Origin of the sequence: Microbulbifer sp. 2205BS26-8, assembly GCF_030731025.1 — a bacterium.
Taxonomy (GTDB): Bacteria; Pseudomonadota; Gammaproteobacteria; order Pseudomonadales; family Cellvibrionaceae; genus Microbulbifer; species Microbulbifer spongiae.
In genome coordinates, this window is sequence record NZ_JAVAMR010000020.1 from 43,791 (window position 1) to 64,835 (window position 21,045).

Genomic DNA, 21,045 nt, shown 5'->3' on the forward strand with positions numbered 1-21,045 from the left:
TCATAGGGCCTTCTCAAAGTTTGTATCAACCTTATCCAGGGACAATATCAAGCGGTCTACGTCATCGGGATCGAATTGTTGAAGTTGCAGCTCGATTATTTTCTCTGTCAGAGCAGCCAGATGCTGTGCCTGAAAAATATCGAACACCTCAAGATTGACACCCATTGCATCTTTGATTTCTCGAATCATGGCAATCACTAACAAAGAGTGTCCACCTAAAGTAAAGAAATTATCCCAACGCCCCACTTGTTCGACCTCAAGCAAACTCGACCAAATGTCGGCCAATGCTATTTCTATCTCATCTACTGGTGCCTCGTACTCTCGGCGTTCATAGGACTCTCCAGCGGGCATCGGCAGAGCCTTGCGATCCAACTTGCCATTGTGGTTTAAGGGCAGTAGTTCCAGGCGAACATAGGCTGAGGGCACCATATAATCCGGTAAGTAAGCCAACAAGGTAGAACGTAAATACTCGATATCCAGTATCAGGTCGTAGCTGACACAATAGGCCACCAATTGGGTATCCCCTGATAGTTCATTGCCAGTCACTACGGCGTCCCGAATCCCCTCACAAAGGCATAGGGCGGCTTCAATCTCACCCAGTTCAATACGTTTACCTCGCACTTTTACCTGAAAATCGTTGCGCCCTAAAAACTCAAGCGCACCGTCTTCACGCCAGCGACCCAGGTCGCCGGTTTTGTAAAAACGAGCATTGGGGACATCGCTGAAAGGATTGGGTAAAAACCGTTCTTCCGTCAACGCTGAACGATTCAGATAACCCCTCGACAAGCCTGCACCTGCGATATATAACTCGGCCTCAACACCAATGGGTGCGGGCTGTCCGTAGGTATCGAGCAAATACACCTGCATATTGGGAATGGGGCGACCAATGGGCACTGAGCCACTGTCTTCGCCCTGTTGACACTGCCATCTGATAGCGTTGACCGTGACCTCCGTAGGCCCATAAACATTGTGCAACTCGCTATTGGGTATCTGCTCTAGGCACTGCTTTTGCAATGTTATTGGCAGAGCCTCTCCACCACAAAAAATTAACCGCACCTGCGGGTAACTTTCATGGGGGTCTACATCCAAAAATACCTGCAACAAAGAGGGCACAAAATCGAGAATGCTGACCTCTTGTGCCTTAACGACTTGATGGAGATAGGCTGGGTCGCGGTTGCCGTTGGGTTTAATCATCACCAATCGTCCACCAGCCATCAGTGGCCAGAAAAATTCGCCCACGGATATATCAAAGCTAAAAGGAGCCGTTTGCAAAACGGCGTCATTGGGAGTCAGCTTGTATTCGTGCTGACGCCAGTTGAGGAAGTTAACTGCATTGCGGTGTTCAGTCATCACTCCTTTGGGGTGACCGGTCGAACCAGAGGTGTAAATGATATAGGCCAGGTGATCGGGACGCAGACCCAACACCGACGGATTGCTGTCGGGTTGACCTAAGCAGCACCCACTATTCAGATGTATTGCAGGTATCGTCAACGCTTCTTGGTCAAAGTGATCTTGCCCATTATTATCATGTAATAACAACAATGGCTCACTATCGGCCAGCATAAAGTGCAGTCGTTCTCGCGGGTAATCAGGGTCTAAGGGTACATAAGCACCACCGGCTTTCAGAATCGCCAATATCGCCACCACCATTTTGATGCCACGTTCCACACACAATCCCACTCGGGTATCGGGCTGTACACCTTGCGCTATCAGATAGTGGGCCAGTTGATTGGCCTGCCGATTTAATTGGCAATAACTTAAGGTATCGCCTGCAAATACCAGGGCAATGGCCTCTGGCGTTTTCTCCACTTGCAGCTCAAATAATTGATGGATACAAGGGTTGTGTGAATAGGGTAGTGTGGTGTTATTCCATCCATAGAGCATCCTCTGCTGTTCCTCTACATCCAGTAGGGACAACTCAGTGCAGGGGCTTTGTGGTGATAGTGTCACCAACTGCGACAACAGCGTACACCAGTATTTAACAAAACGGGTGATAGTTTGCGGCTTAAACAATGCGCGGGCATACATCAAGCTACCGCTAATGGTTCCATCCTCTTCGCTTAAATTCAGTGAGAGATCAACTTGCAGCGTCAAAGACTCTCGTGGCAGCATTGTCCAGGTCAAACCGGGTAGATCCAATTGCTTGTTCGGCGTATTGTCCCAATTAAACAACACTTGAAACACGGGGGCATGAGCCAAGCTAGGTTCCAGTTTCAGCAACTCAACCACTTGCTCGAAAGGGAGATTCTGATGGCTTAGCGCTTGCAGACTATGGCTTTTAATCCTTTGCAGTAATTCGGCAATAGAGGGGGTGCCAGACAGGTCAATACGCAAGGCTAGGGTATTAATAAAAAAGCCAATCAGACTTTCGGTTTCACGCCGAGCGCGGTTGGCAACTGGTGTCCCCACCACTACATCGTCTTGCCCCGACAGACGCGATAACAATAGTGCCCAGGTCGATAATAAGGTGACGTGTAAAGTCACACCCAAGCGCTGGCTTAAGGCCTTAAGTGATTGGGTGAGCGCAGGCTCCAACACAAGCGGACACTCTGCGCCCTGGTAATTCTGACGAGAGGGTCGAGGGTAATCTCTCGGTATTTCTAACAAAAGGGGCGCATCCCGCAGGGTTTCCCGCCAATATTCAATTTCCTGCCCCATTTTTTCATCCGCTAAATAAGCCCTTTGCCATACCGCATAATCCGCATACTGAATGCTTAAAGCGGGTAATGGGCTCTCTTGGCCTGCTGCAAAAGCGCTATACAATCGGCAGACTTCCTGTATAAAAATATCCAGGGACCAACCGTCAGCAATAATGTGGTGCATACACAGGAAGAACTGATGTTGTTCGCGTTTTAATTGAATAAGACACCCTCTAAGCAAGGGTCCCTGCTCAAAGTCAAAGGGCGCACTTTTGATTTTATCAAGTAAATGTTGCAGGTACTCATCGGCGCATTCACACCCGCGCAGATCTTCAATAACTAAAGCAAAGCGCTGATCGCGTTCATTGATGTATTGCTCAATGTGTCCACTATGCTCGACAAAGCAGGTATGCAATATCTCGTGGCGCTCTACCACGTGATTTAATGCACGAATGAGCAAGTCTCTGTCAAGGTGGCCATTTAAGTGAATGCCACCGGCGATATGGTAGGCCACGCTAATTTGTTCGCCCAATTGCGCCAAAAACCATAAGCGTTCTTGATTAAGTGACAGAGGTATAGGGCCACTCCGGTCTGCTTTCAGTATCTCAGTGATTGCCACGGGTTCAATCCGTGATATCTTGTTGGCAAAATCAGCCAGGACTGGCTGTGTAAACAAATCGCTCAACGCCACCTCAATACCCAGCTTGGTGCGCGAGTGGGCGATAAGCCGCATAGCCGACAGCGAATGACCGCCCAGGGCAAAAAAATTGTCCCATCGCCCAACCTTATCCAGGGCCAAGACATCTGCCCAGATAGCCGCCAAAGCCTGCTCCAATTTATTGTGTGGCGCCTCATATTCGAGTCGGCTATAGGTATCCTCTGTCGGTGCCGGCAAAGCTTTACGATCCAACTTGCCATTTGGGGTCAACGGCAGTGCATCCAGACGAATGTAGGCCACCGGTACAGCATATTCAGGCAATTGTTCCAATAAGTGTGAGCGCAGCTTATCAATATCCAGGCTTTGTGCCTCACTCACGTAATAGGCGAGCAAGCGGGTTTCACCGTTGCTTTGATCCGCTGTGACAAGTGCCTCACTGAACCCTTCCCAGCGACGCAATGCCGCTTCGACCTCTCCCAGTTCGATGCGAAAACCACGCATTTTGACTTGATTGTCCTTACGGCCTAAAAACGCAATACTGCCGTTACTATTCCAACGAACCAAGTCGCCGGTTTTATACATACGGGCATCCTTGTTAGCGCTGAAGGGATCTGGCAAAAAGCACTTATGGGTCAAGTCAGGGTGGTTCCAGTAACCCCGCGATACACCGGCTCCAGCAATATAGAGTTCACCTGTCACACCCACAGGTACCGGATTGGCGCGCTCATCCAAAATATAAATGTGGGTATGGGGAATGGCTTTGCCAATAGAATCCCATAGTTCGGGAGAGTCCGGCTCTGGTTCATGCACTGTCGCATTAACCGTTGTTTCAGTGGGGCCGTAGATATTCACTAACCGTGGAAGATAGCCGGAGCGGGAAAACCAGCGGGACAAGGCATCTCTCGCTACCTGGTCACCTCCGATGGCGAGGTGGCGAACACAATCGGGAATGTCAACCTGGCTATCTTTGGTCAACTGTTCCCAAAAAAAGGTCGGTAAATTTAGGCAACTAATGCGGTATTCCCTGCATAAAGCCCAGAATCGATCTGCGTTGATTAACCAGTCGTCCGTGCGCAATACCAGGCTGGCCCCTGACAACAAACTAAAAAAGATCTCTTCAACACACATGTCAAAGCTAATGGCAGAAAACTGCAGCATGCGGTCGTCGCTGTTAAATCCATAAGACTGCTGGAAGGTCTTCACCAAGGTTCGCAAATGGCCGTGCTCAACCATCACCCCTTTGGGCTGTCCGCTGGAACCCGAGGTGTACATCAGGTAGGCAAGATGCACTGACTGTAAGTTTTCGACAGCAGGATCAGCCACTGGGTAGGATAACCAACGGTTTTGATCGCTATGTAAATTAATGTAGGGAAAATCCGGCTGTACTGTATCAAACAGACGATCAATTTCACCATCGCCGAGTAATAACAGTGGAGCGCTGTCAGTCAGAATAAAACGCAGTCGCTCATCTGGGTATTCAGGATCTAGGGGAACATAAGCACCACCCGCTTTAAGAATGGCGAATAAACCCACCAGCAAAGCTGGGCTGCGCTTTACACACAGCGCCACTCGACTGTCGGGGACAACACCACACTCAATTAAGTAGTGGGCCAACTGATTGGAACGGGTGTTAAGCTCGTTATAAGTGAGATATTGACCATCCTGAATAATGGCGACCTGCTCTGGATTGGCACAAACCTGTTGCTCAAACAAGGTGTGTACACATTTATCCTCGACATCTTCCAGATCAACAAGCTCTGGGCGCTCTACTAACTGCTGGCGCTCCTCCTGACTGAGTATGTCCAACTGATAACAAGGCCTATCAGGGGCATGTTGCAATGCTTCAAGCAAGGCGTGAAGGGCTTGCTCCATATAGGTACATATTCTGTCTGCCGGCAAGGGGTGTACGACCTGTAGCGTCAACCCGAATACATCACCAAAGTCATCAATACTAAGGTCTAAGGGATAATTGCTTTTATCTTCAACGTGTAATAATCGAATGCCCTCTCTCAACTCAATACCTGAGTCATTGATCTTGCCAAACTCGTTGTAACGATAATTCAACAAGGAGGTAAACAAAGGTAGAGGGGCATCTACCCCGCTACAGCCCAGCGCCAACTCCAGGGGTGCCAGCTCATGTTGCATCAGCTTAACCAATAGATCATTGGTTTGTTCAAGGCTGACTACCACTGAGTGGTCACCCAAATAAATGCGTATAGGCAAGGTGTTGAGAAACATGCCCAAAGCCCGGTCTGCGCCTTCGCCACTGTGCAGCCGACCGGATAACACGGTGCCAAATACCACATCATCCCGCCCGGTCAAGCACGCCAAAACTTGCGCCCAAGCCAAATGAAACAGGCTTGATGGACTGACCCCCAGATCCAGGGCACACAGTCGCAGCGATTGTGAGCACTGCTCAGTCAACATGCGATGAGATTCACTAAGCGATGCACAGATGCCTTGCACATCCAGTACATCAAAAGGTGCTGTCGGTTCATGGACATCGCCTAACATATCCTGAAAAAAGTCTTCGTGTGTGTTCTGTTTAAAGGCAAAACGACTATGAGCGACAATAGTTCTATAAGGTACAGGTGGTGGCAGTTGATCGCCGCGCCCGTCTACGTGCATCCCTATTTCATCAAGCATTACTTTTGAAGCGATATGATCCGTCAGTAGGTGATGACAAAATAAAGCCAAGAGGTAGCGATTTTGTTGTCGATCAAAAACCAGCACTGCCCGTATTAGTGGTGCTTTACTGATATTCAGGCGATAGCTCCGGGGGTCATATTGTGCTTGCAGTTGTTGTAAGGCATCCTCTTCTCCATCGACGCTTATTTCCTCAACCACCAGGGATGCCTCGCGTTGCACAAGCTGTACGGGTTCCGGTAAACCCTCCCAGTAGATCGCTGTACGCAGGATATCGTGGCGATCAATCATGGTTTGTGTCGCTTTTAAAAACGCATCAAGATTGCTGTAGGTGTCAAATGCCATTTGCGTGGATAACAGGTACATATCCCCTGCTCCATCCAGTAAATGGTGGAACACAATCCCTTTTTGCAAAGGTGTCAGTGGGTAAATATCCTGAATATTGGCAGCTCCCCCGGGTACTGAACCGGTAATGTGCTGAATCTGTTCAGGCGTTAAATCTATCAACGTCAGCATCTCCGGTTCGATCACTGTTGCTCCTGTGGGTATGCCATTAGTGGGGACATCCATTGTTTGCAGTGGTTTTATCTGCCGAGCCAGGTCAAACAACACTGGCGTATTAAACAGGCATTGAATATCCAACTGCCAAGCCATCGACCGCAGGCGTGACAACAGTTGTATGGCCATTAAGGAGTGTCCCCCCAGTGCAAAGAAATTGTCCCAGCGACTAAGGCGCTCAATACCGAATAACTCAGACCAGATTCGGACTAGCAGCATTTCCTTTTCACCCTTCGGCGCTTCGTAAGTGGCGCGGGTATGGTGTTCATCATCAGGCTTGGGCAATGCATTGCGATCCAGCTTGCCGCTGGGGGTAAGGGGCAGTGATGCCAACTTTATAAAGACGGTAGGAACCATGTAGTCCGGTAACTGTGCCTGCAACTGTGTGCGTATAGCCTTTATATCCAGTGCCTCTGCATCACTGACACAATAAGCCAATAAACGGGTGTGATCTGAATTGGTATCCGCAATAACCACCGCATTGTCAATGTTCTCACAGGCACACAGTTGGGCTGCGATCTCATCGGGTTCAATGCGAAAACCGCGAATTTTGATTTGAAAATCATTGCGGCCTACAAAGTCGATAGTGCCATCGCTATTCCAACGGGCAAGATCACCCGTCCTATACATTCGCGCCTCAGAGTGAGGGCTAAAGGGGTCGGATAAAAAGCGCGCCTCAGTCAATTCAGGCTGGTTAATATAACCTCGCGCTACTCCGACACCACCAATAGTCAGCTCGCCAACAGCTCCCAGGGGGACTGGGAAACCGCGAGCATCGAGAATATAGATTGTTGTGTTGCTCACTGGGCGACCGATGGATAGCATCTTTTCACTGGGACGATAAGACCCTGCCGTGGCATCAATTGAAGCTTCGGTGGGTCCGTAAAGATTATGCAGCTCAACATGGGGCAAATGATCAGCACAGCGCTGCGCCAGATCTACAGACAAGGATTCTCCACCACAGGAGATCAGCCGCAAACTCGCGGCCTGCTGCGCATCAATATGGTCGAGGAAAACAGCCAGCACAGTGGGCACCGTATGCAATACAGTGACGTGATATTCTGCGATTGTGCGACACAACTCAGCTAAATCCTGATGACCGCGAGGGCCTGGCAAAATCAAGCGCGCCCCACTCAATAAGCTAAGCAGTATTTCACTCACCGACACATCAAAACCAAGGGGCGTACGCTGCAGGATGCGGTCATCGGCGTTGATGGAAAACGCCTCTTGCTTCCACACAAGATGATTCACCAAGCCGCGGTGTTCATTCATCACGCCTTTGGGTTTACCGGTGGAACCTGAGGTATAAATAATATAAGCGAGATGTTCGACATTCAGTGATTCAATCACCGGGTTTTGTGTTGAGCACGCCGCCCATTGGGCATGGTCAGATAAGAGGTCGATGACTGGGGGATGGGAATCTTGCTGATATAAAAGTGTTGGCACACTGCCATCGGTCAGCAGTAACACCGGTGCACTATCCGCCAGCATAAAGCGCAAACGCTCTATAGGATAAGCTGGGTCAAGGGGAAAATAAGCCCCGCCGGCTTTGAGAATAGCCAGCAGGCCCACCACCATCTCCACACAGCGGTCAGCACACAAGCCGACAGGACTATTAGGCCGTACACCTCTCCCTATCAGATAGTGAGCCAGTTGGTTAGCTCGCTGATTCAAAACCTGATAACTCAGTGTCTGCTGTTGAAAACGTTTTTCTTGAAAAACCAAGGCAATAGCATCGGGGCTGTGTCGGACTTGCTGTTCAAAGAGTGACGGCACACAATGAGTTAAGGGATCGCCTCTATCATTTGCATTCCAGTGGTAAACCGTTTGTTGATACTCTGACTCGGGTAGCACCTGCAACTGGTAACAAGGTGTTTCGGCTGCACCCTCTAAATTGTCCAGCAGTTGTACCAGCACTTGCTGAAGGTAGTAGCCAATGCGCCCAGCATCAATGGGCTCAGCAGCCTTAACACTCAGTAGAAAATCATCGCCTCGATCATCCACTGATACTGTCAGAGGGTAATGGGTGCGCTCTTCATACTGAAGAATGTTGATGCCCTGCCAATCGCGTTCAATGGATTTAAAATCGGGGTTATGGCGATAGTTTAATAAAGCGCAGAACAGTGGCTGTGGCGTTTCCACTGCGCTACAACGGTGCACGAGGGGAAGTGAAGCGTGTTCGTACTGAAGCAGTTTAACTAATCTTTGATGGGTTTGTTTTAGGCTCGCTTGGATGCTAACATCGCCAATAGGAATTCGTATCGGCAAAGTATTGATAAACATACCCAAGGCTCGCTCAGCCGCTGCTCCCCCATTCATACGACCGAATAATACCGTTCCAAATACGACATCTTCACTCCCTGAGATAGCACCTAAGACCTTTGCAAAAGCCAAATGAAATAAACCGGCAGTATTGACTTCCAATTGGGTCGCTGATCGCAAGCGCGATGTCAGAGATTTATCGAGACGCAAGCGCGATTCCTTGATAAGGCGGGTATCATTATCCTGTAATTTTAATAAGCCGAATGGTGCGGTAGTCTCATTGAAATCTGCCAACATATCGCTAAAAAAAGTGCGATACACTTCGGTATCATCACGGGACTGCAATTGTGCAATAAATTGACGAAAGGGCACGGGTGTTGGCAATGACTCTCCCCGCAAATATCTTTGCACTTCGTCCAGCAGATGTTTTAGCGAAGTATTGTCATCAATTAAATGATGTTGTAACAACGACAATAACCAACGATTTTCTCTCTGATCAAAAGCAATAGCTAGCTGTAATAAAGGAGCTTGTTTAATATCTAACTGGAAACAATGGGTATTAAAACGAGAACGCAATTCATTGACAGCACTCATGGTGCTATCAGTGAGTTCTATCTCATGAACCACCAGAGGCGCCTGTCGCCAGACCACCTGAACGGGTGCTTTCAATTGCTCCCATAGCACCGATGTGCGTAAGATATCGTGTCGATCAATCAGCTTTTGCAAGGCTTTTACAAAATCATCAATCAGTACTCGCGAATCAAAGGCCGCGAGGCTGGCTTGCAAATAAGTATCGCTATCGCCGTCTAACAGGTAGTGAAACAGTATGCCTTCCTGCAAGGGTGCCAGTGGGTAGATATCCTGAATATTGGCAGCGCCACCTGGGACGGTATCAACAATCCGATCAATATCCCCTTGGCTGAGGTCGATCAGCGTTAACATCTCTGGTGTAATGCCATCTGCACCTGTTGGAATACCGTTAGCTGGCACGGCCCATTCTTTCACTGGCCTTATTTCAATGGCCAGATCAGCCAAAGTGGTTCGGCTAAACAACGAGAGAATATCCAGTTGCCAGCCTGCCTCCCGTAAACGTGATATCAATTGCATGGCAATTAAGGAGTGTCCGCCTAAGGCAAAAAAATTATCCCAACGACTCACTCTCTCAACACCCAGCAACTCCGCCCAAAGACGCGCTAAGGTTTCCTCCAACGCATTCCCTGGCACTTCATACTCCCTGCGAACATAAGCCTCACCATCCGGCAGCGGCAAGGCAGCGCGATCCAACTTACCATTAGTCGTCAGCGGCCACGACTCCACTCTCACATAAGCCGCGGGCACCATATAATCCGGGAACGCTCGCAATAGCGTGCTGCGCAGTCTTTCCGTATCCAAGTTTGTATCATCACTCAGACAGTAGGCAATCAAACAACTCTCAGCATCACGCTCGTGCGCAACAACCACCACCCCTTTAATCGTCGCAATAGCTTCTAGCTGGGCTTCGATTTCGCCCAACTCAACACGCAAGCCATGCACCTTAACTTGAAAGTCTTTGCGACCTAAAAACTCAATCGTGCCATCGGTTTTCCAGCGCCCCCAATCACCGGTTTTGTACATCCGTGATTGGCTTTCAGTATCAAAGGGGTCTGCTAAAAAACATTCTGCTGTCAACTCAGGGCGATTCCAGTAACCTCGCGCCACACCCTCACCGGCGATATAGAGTTCACCCGCTAAACCAATGGGCACGGGTTGGTGGTGGGAATCCAGTATGTAGATACGGTCATTGGCAATGGGACGACCTATCAACATCTCATCCGCATCAGCCTCACAATGCCACGCCGTTGCATCAATGGCCGCTTCAGTGGGACCGTAGAGATTATAAAGTTTAGTGTTCGGCAATTGCGCCAAACAATGCTTTGCCGCCGCCATCGGCAAGGCTTCACCACTGCAGAAAATTTGGCGCACACTGGGACAAGAGGCTTCAGACAATTGTGTTAAGAAAGCGGATAACATTGAGGGTACAAAGTGGACTGTGGTCACACCTTCCGATTCTATAAGTTGATGTAAATAACTCGGATCTCGATGCCCCTGGGGTCGAGCTATCACTAAACGCGCAGCCGCCATTAATGGCCAGAAAAACTCCCACACGGACACATCAAAGCTATAGGGCGTTTTTTGCAGTACGGTATCCGCAGCCGTTAATGCATAATCCCGTTGTCGCCATTGCAGGTAGTTAACTACACCACGGTGTTCATTCATCACACCCTTGGGTTGTCCGGTGGAACCGGAGGTGTAAATCACATAGGCCAGATGATTTGGCTTAAGTCCCTCAACGATAGGATTGTCCCTTGAATTATCGGACCAGTGTTGCCGATCGCTTTGTAAGTGAATCAAGCCTTGTTGAGTAAGGTGTTTAGTAAAGTTACCGAGGCATTCTTGTCCACGGTGATCCACCAACACACACAGTGGTTGGCTGTCATTCAATATCTGTTGTAGCCGTTGCTCGGGGTAGTCCGGGTCCAGTGGCACATAGGCGCAACCGGCTTTAAGTATGGCCAGCAAAGCGACGACCATATCGATACTGCGCTCCATACAGACAGCGACTAACATATCGAGGCCAACACCTTGGGCAATCAGGTAATGGGCCAGTTGATTCGCCTGTGCATTGAGATCTTGGTAACTGACGGTTTGTGTTTCAAAAATCAGAGCGGGTAAATCGGGCGCTTTGACTACCTGCTCTTCAAATAAGTGATGAATGCAAGTATTCAGGGAATAGTCAGCCTCGGTGGCATTCCAGGTCTGTAACACTAACTGGCGATCAACGGCATCCATCATTGGCAACTCACCGATACGCTGATCACTATTATTCAGAAAAGACTCTAGCATGACCTTGAGATGAGATTGCATGACTTCAACGTCTGTGCGCTCAAATACACTGGTCAGAAAATTAAAGCTGATCGCCACATCGTCGGATTTATGGTAGTCGCGAATGGAAATATTTAAAGGCACTTGTTGGAACTGCTCATTAACACGCTGGGCTTTATACTTGAGATTGCCAAAGGCGTAATCTGCGGCGAAGTCTTCATAGCTGAGCATGACATCAAACAGCTGTTTACGCCCCTGCCTGGCAAGTTTAAGCGCACGATTAATTTCGACAATTGGAAACTTCTGGTGTCGATAACAAGTGTGTAATTCGGTGCGAACCAGATTAACCAGATCGCCAAACGATCGATTGACATCCACCTTAATTTTAATGGGAATAATGGAGGCAAACATACCAACAGTCAGCCGCTGTTCGGCAGTGTTGCGATTGAGCACCGGTATGCCAACCACCACTTCATCGACAACCTGAACACGGGCAAAATAGGCGCTGATCAAGGCCAGAAAAATATGAAATGCTGTACCACCACAGGTATCGGCATAAGCAGTAATCTCCTGGTAAAAACCTCGCTCTAACAGCCAGTGAACAATATCACTCGAAGACTGTTGATAATCCCATGCTCGCGCCTCGACAAATAACGGCGGCGGACTATCGACAAACTTTTCACACCAGAATAGTCGGTCCTGTTCATACTGATCGGAGGATAGATAAGCCTGGTCATATTTCAGAAAATGGCGATAGGTTGCTGCGGTTCGCGGCAGGCTTTGGCCGATGGACATCACTGACGAATCATCGCTCTCTGCCATCAATTTATCCACGGTATTAAACAGTGACTCTGCAAACACTGAAATGCCAAAACCGTCGATAATGAGGTGATGAAAGCGAAACACCCAATAGTAGTGTGCACCGTCGATACGAAGTATTTCGCTATCCCACAACAAACCATCATATAAATCACGGGCTGTATTGAATCGTTGGCGTATGTACTTCCAGATTTCCTGCTCTGGGTTGTTCTGGCTGGAAAAGTCCTGAATAATCGGTGTCAGTGATACCGTCGGCAATATCTTCTGAGTAGGCATCGCCTCTTCTTGTTCGGACAGAACAATTCTCAATGCATCGTGCTTTCGGATCAGGCGGTTGATAGCTTCAATAAAGATCGCGGTATCGACTTCTGCTTCAATCTCGATGACATAACCCAGGTTATAAACCGGCGACTCATAATTAAGTGCCTGATCCAGCCAAACTGCTTGTTGAACTGAAGCCAGTGGCTGATACCGACCTGGTTTAGACTGTGAAGAGGCTTGTTTTTCAGCTTTCATTGCTTCGGTCCAGTATCAAAACACGCTCTGTATCTCGATCTACAACACTGGACATCAGTTCAATGTTTCTCTGATCACCCTGTGTTTGCAATGCTGCGTCAAGATTTAGATCAAGGAGTAAGCGCGTCGCCAGTCCCACCACACTGGCTGATTGGGTTAATTCCATTGATGGAAGCTTAAGTCCCAGCTTTTCCTTGATTACGGCAGCCATTTCTACAGAAATTAATGAATCCATACCAACTTCTGCCAAGGGTCGATTGGGATCGAAGTCTGCCAGGTTATACGACAGCAACTCTGCTAAGCGATGGCTCAACCAACGCTCCACCAAAGCCTGTCGCTCTGCTGGAGCACAGAGGCTGAGTTCATTGAGAATACCCGCACTTTCTTCACTGTGGGCACCGTTATTGGCATCACGGACGACAAAATGCTGAAAGCGGCTGGTTTCAATCATATCCGGTGCATAGTTGGCATACAGGGACCAGTCCACATGGAGAGCACAAACGGATGTAAGCGCTTCATGCAGACTCGTAGCTAATGCCTGAATGGCTTCATTGACGCTAAACGGCCTGGTGCCCTGGCGTTCAAAATGGCGTTGGATATCCTCGTGTTGCGCCACGTAGCCAACATCGGCAATGGGCCCCCAAGCTATGGTGAGAGCAGGTAAACCACAAGCGCGGCGATAGGTGGCCAGCGCGTCGAGAAACTGATTACCCGCTACATAATTCGATTGACCAGGATTGCCCACTACGGCGGCAAAAGAAGAGAACATGACAAAGAAATCCAGATCGCTATCGGCGGTGGCGTGATGCAGATTCCACGCTCCCCGAGCCTTGGGGGCAAACACCTTGTTAAAACTGTGTTCAGTCTGATCCCGGATAAACCTATCGTCCAGTACCATCGCCATATGCATCACGCCTTTTAAAGGTTGTGATGCAGTGCAATGCTGTTGTAGCACCTGTTCGACTGAGGCTTTATCAGTGACATCCAGACTGACAACACTGACTTTGCATCCATTGGCTTCTATACTCGCAAGGCGCTGACGCTGAGTATCGTCTAAGGTAGTACGCCGCCCCCCCAGGATAAGATGACCAGCACCGGTTTCTGCCATCCATTCGGCCACTGCCAGACCAAAACCGCCGAGGCCACCCGTCAACAGATAAGAGGCATTCTGTTGAAACCTGCCTAAATTGCGGTTCGGTATCTTCACCGCCCGTTTCTGTTCCTGACGCATCGCAAAAACAATTTTGCCAATATGCTTGGCCTGCGCCATGGTGCGAAAGGCATCTTCTGCCTCGTCAATATCGAAGCCCTGTATTGGCAGAGGTGTTAAATGCCGTTTGGCAAAAGCCGCCATTACCGCCTTGAGTGTGCCTTGCACCCGTTGAGGGCATTCATGGAACATACGACCCAGATCGATGGCAAAAAAAGACAGGTTTTTCCGGAAGGGGTAAAGGCCAAGTGGAGTATTAGCGTAAATATCGGCCTTGCCGATCTCTAGAAAACGCCCATAGGGGCTTAAGAGTTTTAGACTAGCGGGAATAAATTCATCCGCCAGAGAATTCAGTACCAGATCTACACCCTGACCCTCCGTCGCGACATAAATCTCATCATAAAATGCCAGTGTTCGGGAATTAAATATCTGTTTAATACCCATGGCCCGAAGCTGTTGATACTTTTCCTCACTGCTGGCAGTGGCGAATACTTCGAGGCCCGCCCTTTGAGCAATTTGCACTGCCGCCAGGCCTACACCACCGGCAGCCGCATGAATCAAAACTCGTTCACCAGCGGTCATATTACCCAGCTCATGCAAGGCATACCAGGCAGTGGCAAAAGCCATGGGAATCGTAGCGGCCTCCTGAAGTCCTAAATGATCTGGAATGGGAACCACCAAATCCGCCAAGGTAACAATTGTCGAGCTGAAGCCAAATGCAAAGCCTGCAACCCGGTCACCTACAGCCAGTCCTTCAACCCCCGGACCCACATTGCGAATAATACCACTGCATTCATCCCCCAGATGAAATGCGTTGCCGTCCTTGGGATAAATGTCGAGCACTTTCATCAAGTCGTGGAAGTTGAGACTGGCGTAATGCACCTCGATTTCAACTTCTCCCGGACCGGGATCACGACAATTAACCTGCTTTAGAAATAAACTGCTCAAATCCCCCGGTTTACGGACATCCAGACAATAGGCATCCTCTTCTGCCAGGCACACTGGACGGCACTGAGTCTGAGCCAGTGCGTCCTGGCTCGGCTGTTGCAAACGGGCCACATAGCGTTCACCTCGGCGAACAGCTACTTCCAGTTCATGATTCGCCCCGCGCTGAGTTTCCCGGTAAAGACCCATGACATCCTCTCGCTCAGGCCTTGCCGGCAGATCCAGCATACTGACCCTATGAACGGGATACTCACTAGCAATGACTCGACCCAAGCCCCACAGCGGCGCGTTGAATACGCCAGAGGCCATATCGCTATCAGTTACCTGTTGCAGATCACGGGTTGCCAACACAAAATGCAGACGTTCACCGGGATTAAATTCATCCAGAGCTTGGACGAGATTGATCAGGTTTAAACAGGTCTGGGAGGCAAGGCTATTGGGATCAACCGTATCCGCCTGATCAAAAGCAGGCGCATCCAGTGAGGACAGGTATACCAGACCCGCGATACCGTGGTATTCAGCGATCAGTCCATCGATAAACTCATAAATTGATGATAAGTCAGCCCCGACCCAATGTGATCTATTGGCACTGTCGGAGGTTAATCCACCGGTCTCAGCTAATGCAATGGGAACAACCAACCGCAGCTGACGTTGAAATTCAGCGACGATCTGATCGCCAATCTCCTGCTGATCCATGACCACCAGCCAGGGATACTCGGCCTGCACACGGGTCGTATCCGTCATCGTGTCGCAACGGGAAGAGATAATAATGCTCTGAATCGCTGAGGCTTGCTGATCTGGCCGATCTGACAGAATGCGAATATCGTACTGCCCACAGCGCTCCAGCAATGCCGTCCAGGTCGATGGGCTTATACAACAGTGATCGGGACGCAGATCCTCGTCTTCAAAAGCCCACCAGCCTTTCAATTGGCCAAATGTCAGGTCAAAACGATAAGGCGGTCTGGTGACTTCGAGCAGTATTAACAAACCATCAGGCACTAACAGTTCAGCCGCATTGCCCGCAGTTCGTGTTAAGTCACTGGTAGCGTGAAGTACGTCTCCGGCTAATACGATATCAAAGCAGGCTGTGTCAAATCCTTGAGATAGTGGGTCTTTCTCAATATCAAGCAACTGGAAATCCAGGCATTGCAGATCGGCAAACTTGTCTTTGGCTCGTACCAGAAATGCCGATGATATATCGGTGAAAGTATAATGAATGCGCTCGGTGGGAAGTTGCTTCAATAGCAGTGACGCCAGGGTTCCGGAACCAGCGCCTATCTCCAAAATACGCAATCGCCGCCCCTCGGGCATTTTCTTTACTATGGTTTGAAGCAGTTGTCCAATGATGTCGTTATAAATACGGAAAGTGGCTGAATCGGAATAAATCGACTCTGTCAGTCTTTGCTCGCCATTGGGAAACATAATTTCCACGGGATCAAGCTCACCGCGCAACACCCTGGCCAGTGGTTTGCCACAGGCTTCAAGCAGGGCGACTTCGGGGTGTTGTTGTTGGTAGTGACGGTAATGCTCTGTCACCATCTCCAAAGGTTCGGGGCCCGAATAAAGCCTACGTACTGACCAGCTATCGTCATCCACAGCCTCCAACCAGCCTTCAAGTGCCATACACTGTAATAATCTGCGGGTTAAACGTCGATGGCTCGGAACAATATTCAGCTCAGAACAAAGACTCTCCAGCGTCAGCACTTGCCCTATTTGCCAGTTTGTGCCCAACTCAACAAAGGCCTGACAGGCAAAGGCAATAGCAATGGCGTCCATTGAGGGTTCCAACTCAGCATAAAAATGGTCGCGCTTATAATTTTGTGACAACTGGGTAATGTCGCTGGCTATTGATGCCGCCAGAACACTAGGTGTTATCCGATCGGCCCAGAATTTGTCGATACCATGAAGGCTATCTTGGCGTCGCCACTCAAAAGCATAAAGCCAATTGTCTTTCTCAATGTTATCTGCATTGAGCTGCCGGCAACCAAGCTGTCTGATTTCTGCTAGAGCTTTGCCTTCGCTATCGAGCAAATAAATATCACCTTTCATATCTGATGGCGACATGACAGTTCGGCGTGCATATACCCAATAATGTTCACCGGGCGTCAAGCGTTCATACAAGCGCAGTGTCTCCAGGCCCACGGGCAAATAAGTGGGTAAGGGAGTATAAGGTGTCGGATAAATATCAAGCAAGGTGCCAATAAATGCTTGTAAGCAGGCATCCAGCAGTGCGGGGTGTAACAGATAAGCATCAAGTTCATCTTCAGCTTCACCTTGCCCGCCACCGTAAACTGAGGCATTAAAAGGACGTAGACTGGCCAGTGCTTCGTCATCGTGACACCACAGTCTTTCGATACCCTGAAAGTGAGGGCCGTAGTGCAAACCCCGCTCAGCAAAAGCGGTATAAACACGATCGCTCACCTCATCATGGCAACGCTTTTTCACCTTATCGAGACAAAACCGGCGCTGCCCTTCAACGGCAATTTGGGTTATTCGACCCTGCATATGGGACAACCAGGCTGCTTCCTCACCCAGTTCACGGGTATGCAGGCTGACGCGCTGATCAACAGATGATAAACGTACCTGACAACGGCGCCGCTGGCCTTCTTTCATCACCCAAACCTGCTCAAACACCAGATCATTGAGCTGTAAACAGTGGCTATCATAAAACTCCCTGCCTGCCGCCAGTGCCAGCTCGATATAAGCTGCTGCCGGAAACAGCACCACCTCCCTCACTTGGTGATCCTGTAAATAGTGGTGGGGATATAGACCGATATCATTGGACCAACAGGGTTCGGGCTGCTCAATTCGAGTGCCCAACAAGGGATGTTCTGTGGGCAATAGCCGTCGGTTCATAGAATCGGCGCCTTCTTGCCAGTAACGTTCTCTTTGCCAGGGATATTGAGGGAGTGACACATGATGGTTGTCACCAGCGTAAACTCCCTGCCAATGAATACTATGGCCGCGAATGTAGAATTTAGAGAGGTTGGTTAACATTTCCCTGCGTTCGTCTTGCCTGCGACGAAGTGACGATACAACGCTGCCCTTTATCTGGTGGTGTGCCAAACATTCAATGATTGAACTCGACAGCACAGGGTGGGGGCTAAGCTCCAGAAAATGGCGGTAGCCATGTTCAAGCAATTGATGGGTAGCCTGAGCAAAGCGTACCGGCTCACGCACATTGCGCCACCAATAGGCATTATCATAAGCAAAACCTGACACCAAACCGCCTGTCACAGTCGAGTACAATGGCGCTGTCGGCTCAGTCAGTTTTAGATTCTCCAGTGAGGCGAGCAAATCTTCTGCCAGCGGTTCCATAAAGTGACTGTGGAAAGGTATATCAACCTGCAGAGGACGTGAGAATACACCATCTTCAAGCAATAAACGGTTCAGTGTCTCAATACAATCTGTATCACCAACAACGGTGACTGATGATGGACTATTCATTGCTGCTATCGAAACATCTTTGTCGAAACGTTCTTTAATACTTTGCGCTTTGTCGACACTTAGACCTGTTGCCAGCATACTCCCCTGACCCGATGTACGCTGCTGTAAGCTGGAGCGATGGTAAATAACTTGGGCGGCTTCCTCCAGGCTAAACATACCGGCAATATAGGCGGCGGCTACTTCGCCAGCACTGTGGCCAACAATAGCGGAAGGCTTTATACCCCAACTATTCCACAAGCGAGCTAAAGCCACCTGCAAGGCAAAATTTGCCGGTTGGGAGATAGCTGTCTCGGCCATACGCGAGTTGTCTTCTCCCTTCAGCATTTCCTCACAAAGTGACCAATCCCCATAGGGGGCGAGGGCCGCATCACAGCGTTCAATCCACTGGCGAAATACGGGTTCTGTTCGGTACAGCTCCTGTCCCATACCCCACCATTGTGGTCCCATCCCCGAAAAAACAAAAACAGGGTTTTCCTCAGACTCCCGCAAGGGCTCGGCTAAGCCTTCCAATACACCTTCAATCGGCAATCCCTGATGATATCCCTGTAGTTTACTGATCAACTGGTCGCGGTCCTCTACCACTAATGCCAGCCGATATGCATGGTGACTACGCCGACGCGCAGCCGCACGACAGTAGCTATCAAGAGGAATAGTTTGTCCCTGATTTTGTAGGGTGGAGAGATGTTCATTCAGCAGCAGCTGTAAAGCTACTTCATTACGAGCAGAAACCGTCAATAGATTGGGGCTGGTTTCTCTGACAGGTGTCTTATAGTTTTTTTCTTCCCTATCTGTGGGGGCCTGCTCAATCACTACATGAGCGTTGGCGCCACCAAAACCAAAGGAATTCACACCGACACGCCGGGGGACATCATCGTCTGGCCAGGGAACGGTTCGCGTGGGTACACTTAAATGATATTGAGACAATCCCAGTTTAGGGTTTTCAGTGTGAAAGTTAAGCATTGCCGGAATAACGCCGTGATAAGTCGTCAATGCCGCTTTAATCAATCCGGCAATACCAGCTGCTGCCTCCAGATGGCCAATATTGGTCTTGACTGAGCCCACATAACAGGGATTATCTGATTGACGATTCACGCCAAAAATTTTGCCCAATGCCGCCACTTCCAAGGGATCACCCACAGGCGTCCCAGTACCGTGAGCTTCAATATAGCGCATCTCACCTGGATCAATTCCCGCAACACGGTAAGTCTGCTCCAGCATTTGCACCTGAGCCTCAGAGTTGGGCATGGTCAGGCTGGCAGTGTGACCATCCTGATTAATGGCACTGCCTTTAATGACCGCATAAATACGATCCTGATCGCGCAACGCCGACTCAAGCGGCTTAAGCACCACAATACCCGCGCCTTCAGCACGCACGAACCCGTTAGCACTAATATCAAAGGTTTTGCAGCGGCCATCGGGCGATACCATGGATGCCGCGCTCATACCAATAGTTGCTTCGGGTTTAAGTAATGCATTGACTCCACCAGCCACAGCAATACTGGATTCACCAGATGCCAGATTTTGGCAAGCAAGATGAACAGCCGTCAGTGATGACGAGCAGGCTGTATCTATAGCAAGACTGGGACCTTTGAAATCAAAAAAGTAAGATAGGCGATTAGCGGCAATGGCCAAGGTGGTACCGGTATTGGTATGCGCATCAATAAATTCGCGATTATGTTGACATCGCTGAATCTCGGCATAATCCGTTGAGGTGATACCAATAAAAACACCAACCTTTTTGCCCCGTGTCTCTTCCAGAGTCAGACCGCCATCTTCCAACCCATTAAACGTTGCCTCCAATAAAATCCGCTGCTGAGGGTCCATCAATGCTGCTTCACGGGGTGATATTCCAAAAAAACCCGCATCGAAATCAGCAATATCTTTAACAAACCCACCTCGCACATTATTAACCGTTCCTGGTTCTTTAGCGGAATCACAACTGAAAAACTGTTTGCCATTCCAACGATCCTCTGGCACAAAACACGTCGCATCCTCACCCCTGAGCAACAGTTGCCAAAAAGCATTAACACTATCGGCCTTACCAGGAAAACGACACCCCATACCCACAATCGCAACTGGCATCATTGACAATTTTGATTCTTCAACTGCTTTAATCATCCGCACAGCAGTATTCGCAGATAGCTTATCGTACATATCAATACCTTAAAAATTTATAGTAAAACAACAGAAAAACTGTGCGTATTCAATCTATTGTTTTAAATCGATAGAAAGCACGCTGTTTATGTTTTATGGTTTCGGATAATAAGTGCAATTGTATAATGAGAAGAGCCAGCTGGTAGACTCCACGCCTCTCCCGACCAAGAGATGAAGCACTGATGAGTTACCACCAGCTGACCGAAGAAGAAAGATACCAGATTTACGTATTATTGAAAACAGAACATAACCAGAAGGAGATTGCGGCTTTGTTGGGGCGCTCACCTTCAACGATTAGCCGGGAATTGAAGCGTAACCGGGGTTTGAGG

At 49.2% G+C, this 21,045-nt stretch carries 3 protein-coding genes; 1 reads left to right on the plus strand and 2 read right to left on the minus strand.

The window, feature by feature from the left end:
- Together Q5Y71_RS08770 and Q5Y71_RS08775 are read right to left on the minus strand one after the other, a co-directional pair.
- Positions 1 to 12,960: a non-ribosomal peptide synthetase gene (locus tag Q5Y71_RS08770; protein WP_306041703.1), complete on the minus strand. Its 12,960-nt coding sequence runs from the start codon at positions 12,958 to 12,960 to the stop codon at positions 1 to 3.
- Positions 12,950 to 20,716, minus strand: coding sequence for an SDR family NAD(P)-dependent oxidoreductase (locus tag Q5Y71_RS08775; protein ID WP_306041704.1), 7,767 nt, complete (start codon positions 20,714 to 20,716; stop codon positions 12,950 to 12,952). The genes Q5Y71_RS08770 and Q5Y71_RS08775 overlap by 11 nt, the downstream gene beginning before the upstream one ends.
- A gap of 182 nt (positions 20,717 to 20,898) precedes the next feature.
- Between Q5Y71_RS08775 and Q5Y71_RS17540 the strand changes: the two genes are divergently transcribed.
- Positions 20,899 to 21,045 (plus strand): helix-turn-helix domain-containing protein (locus Q5Y71_RS17540; protein ID WP_371877017.1); only part of this gene is annotated, 147 nt, incomplete at its 3' end.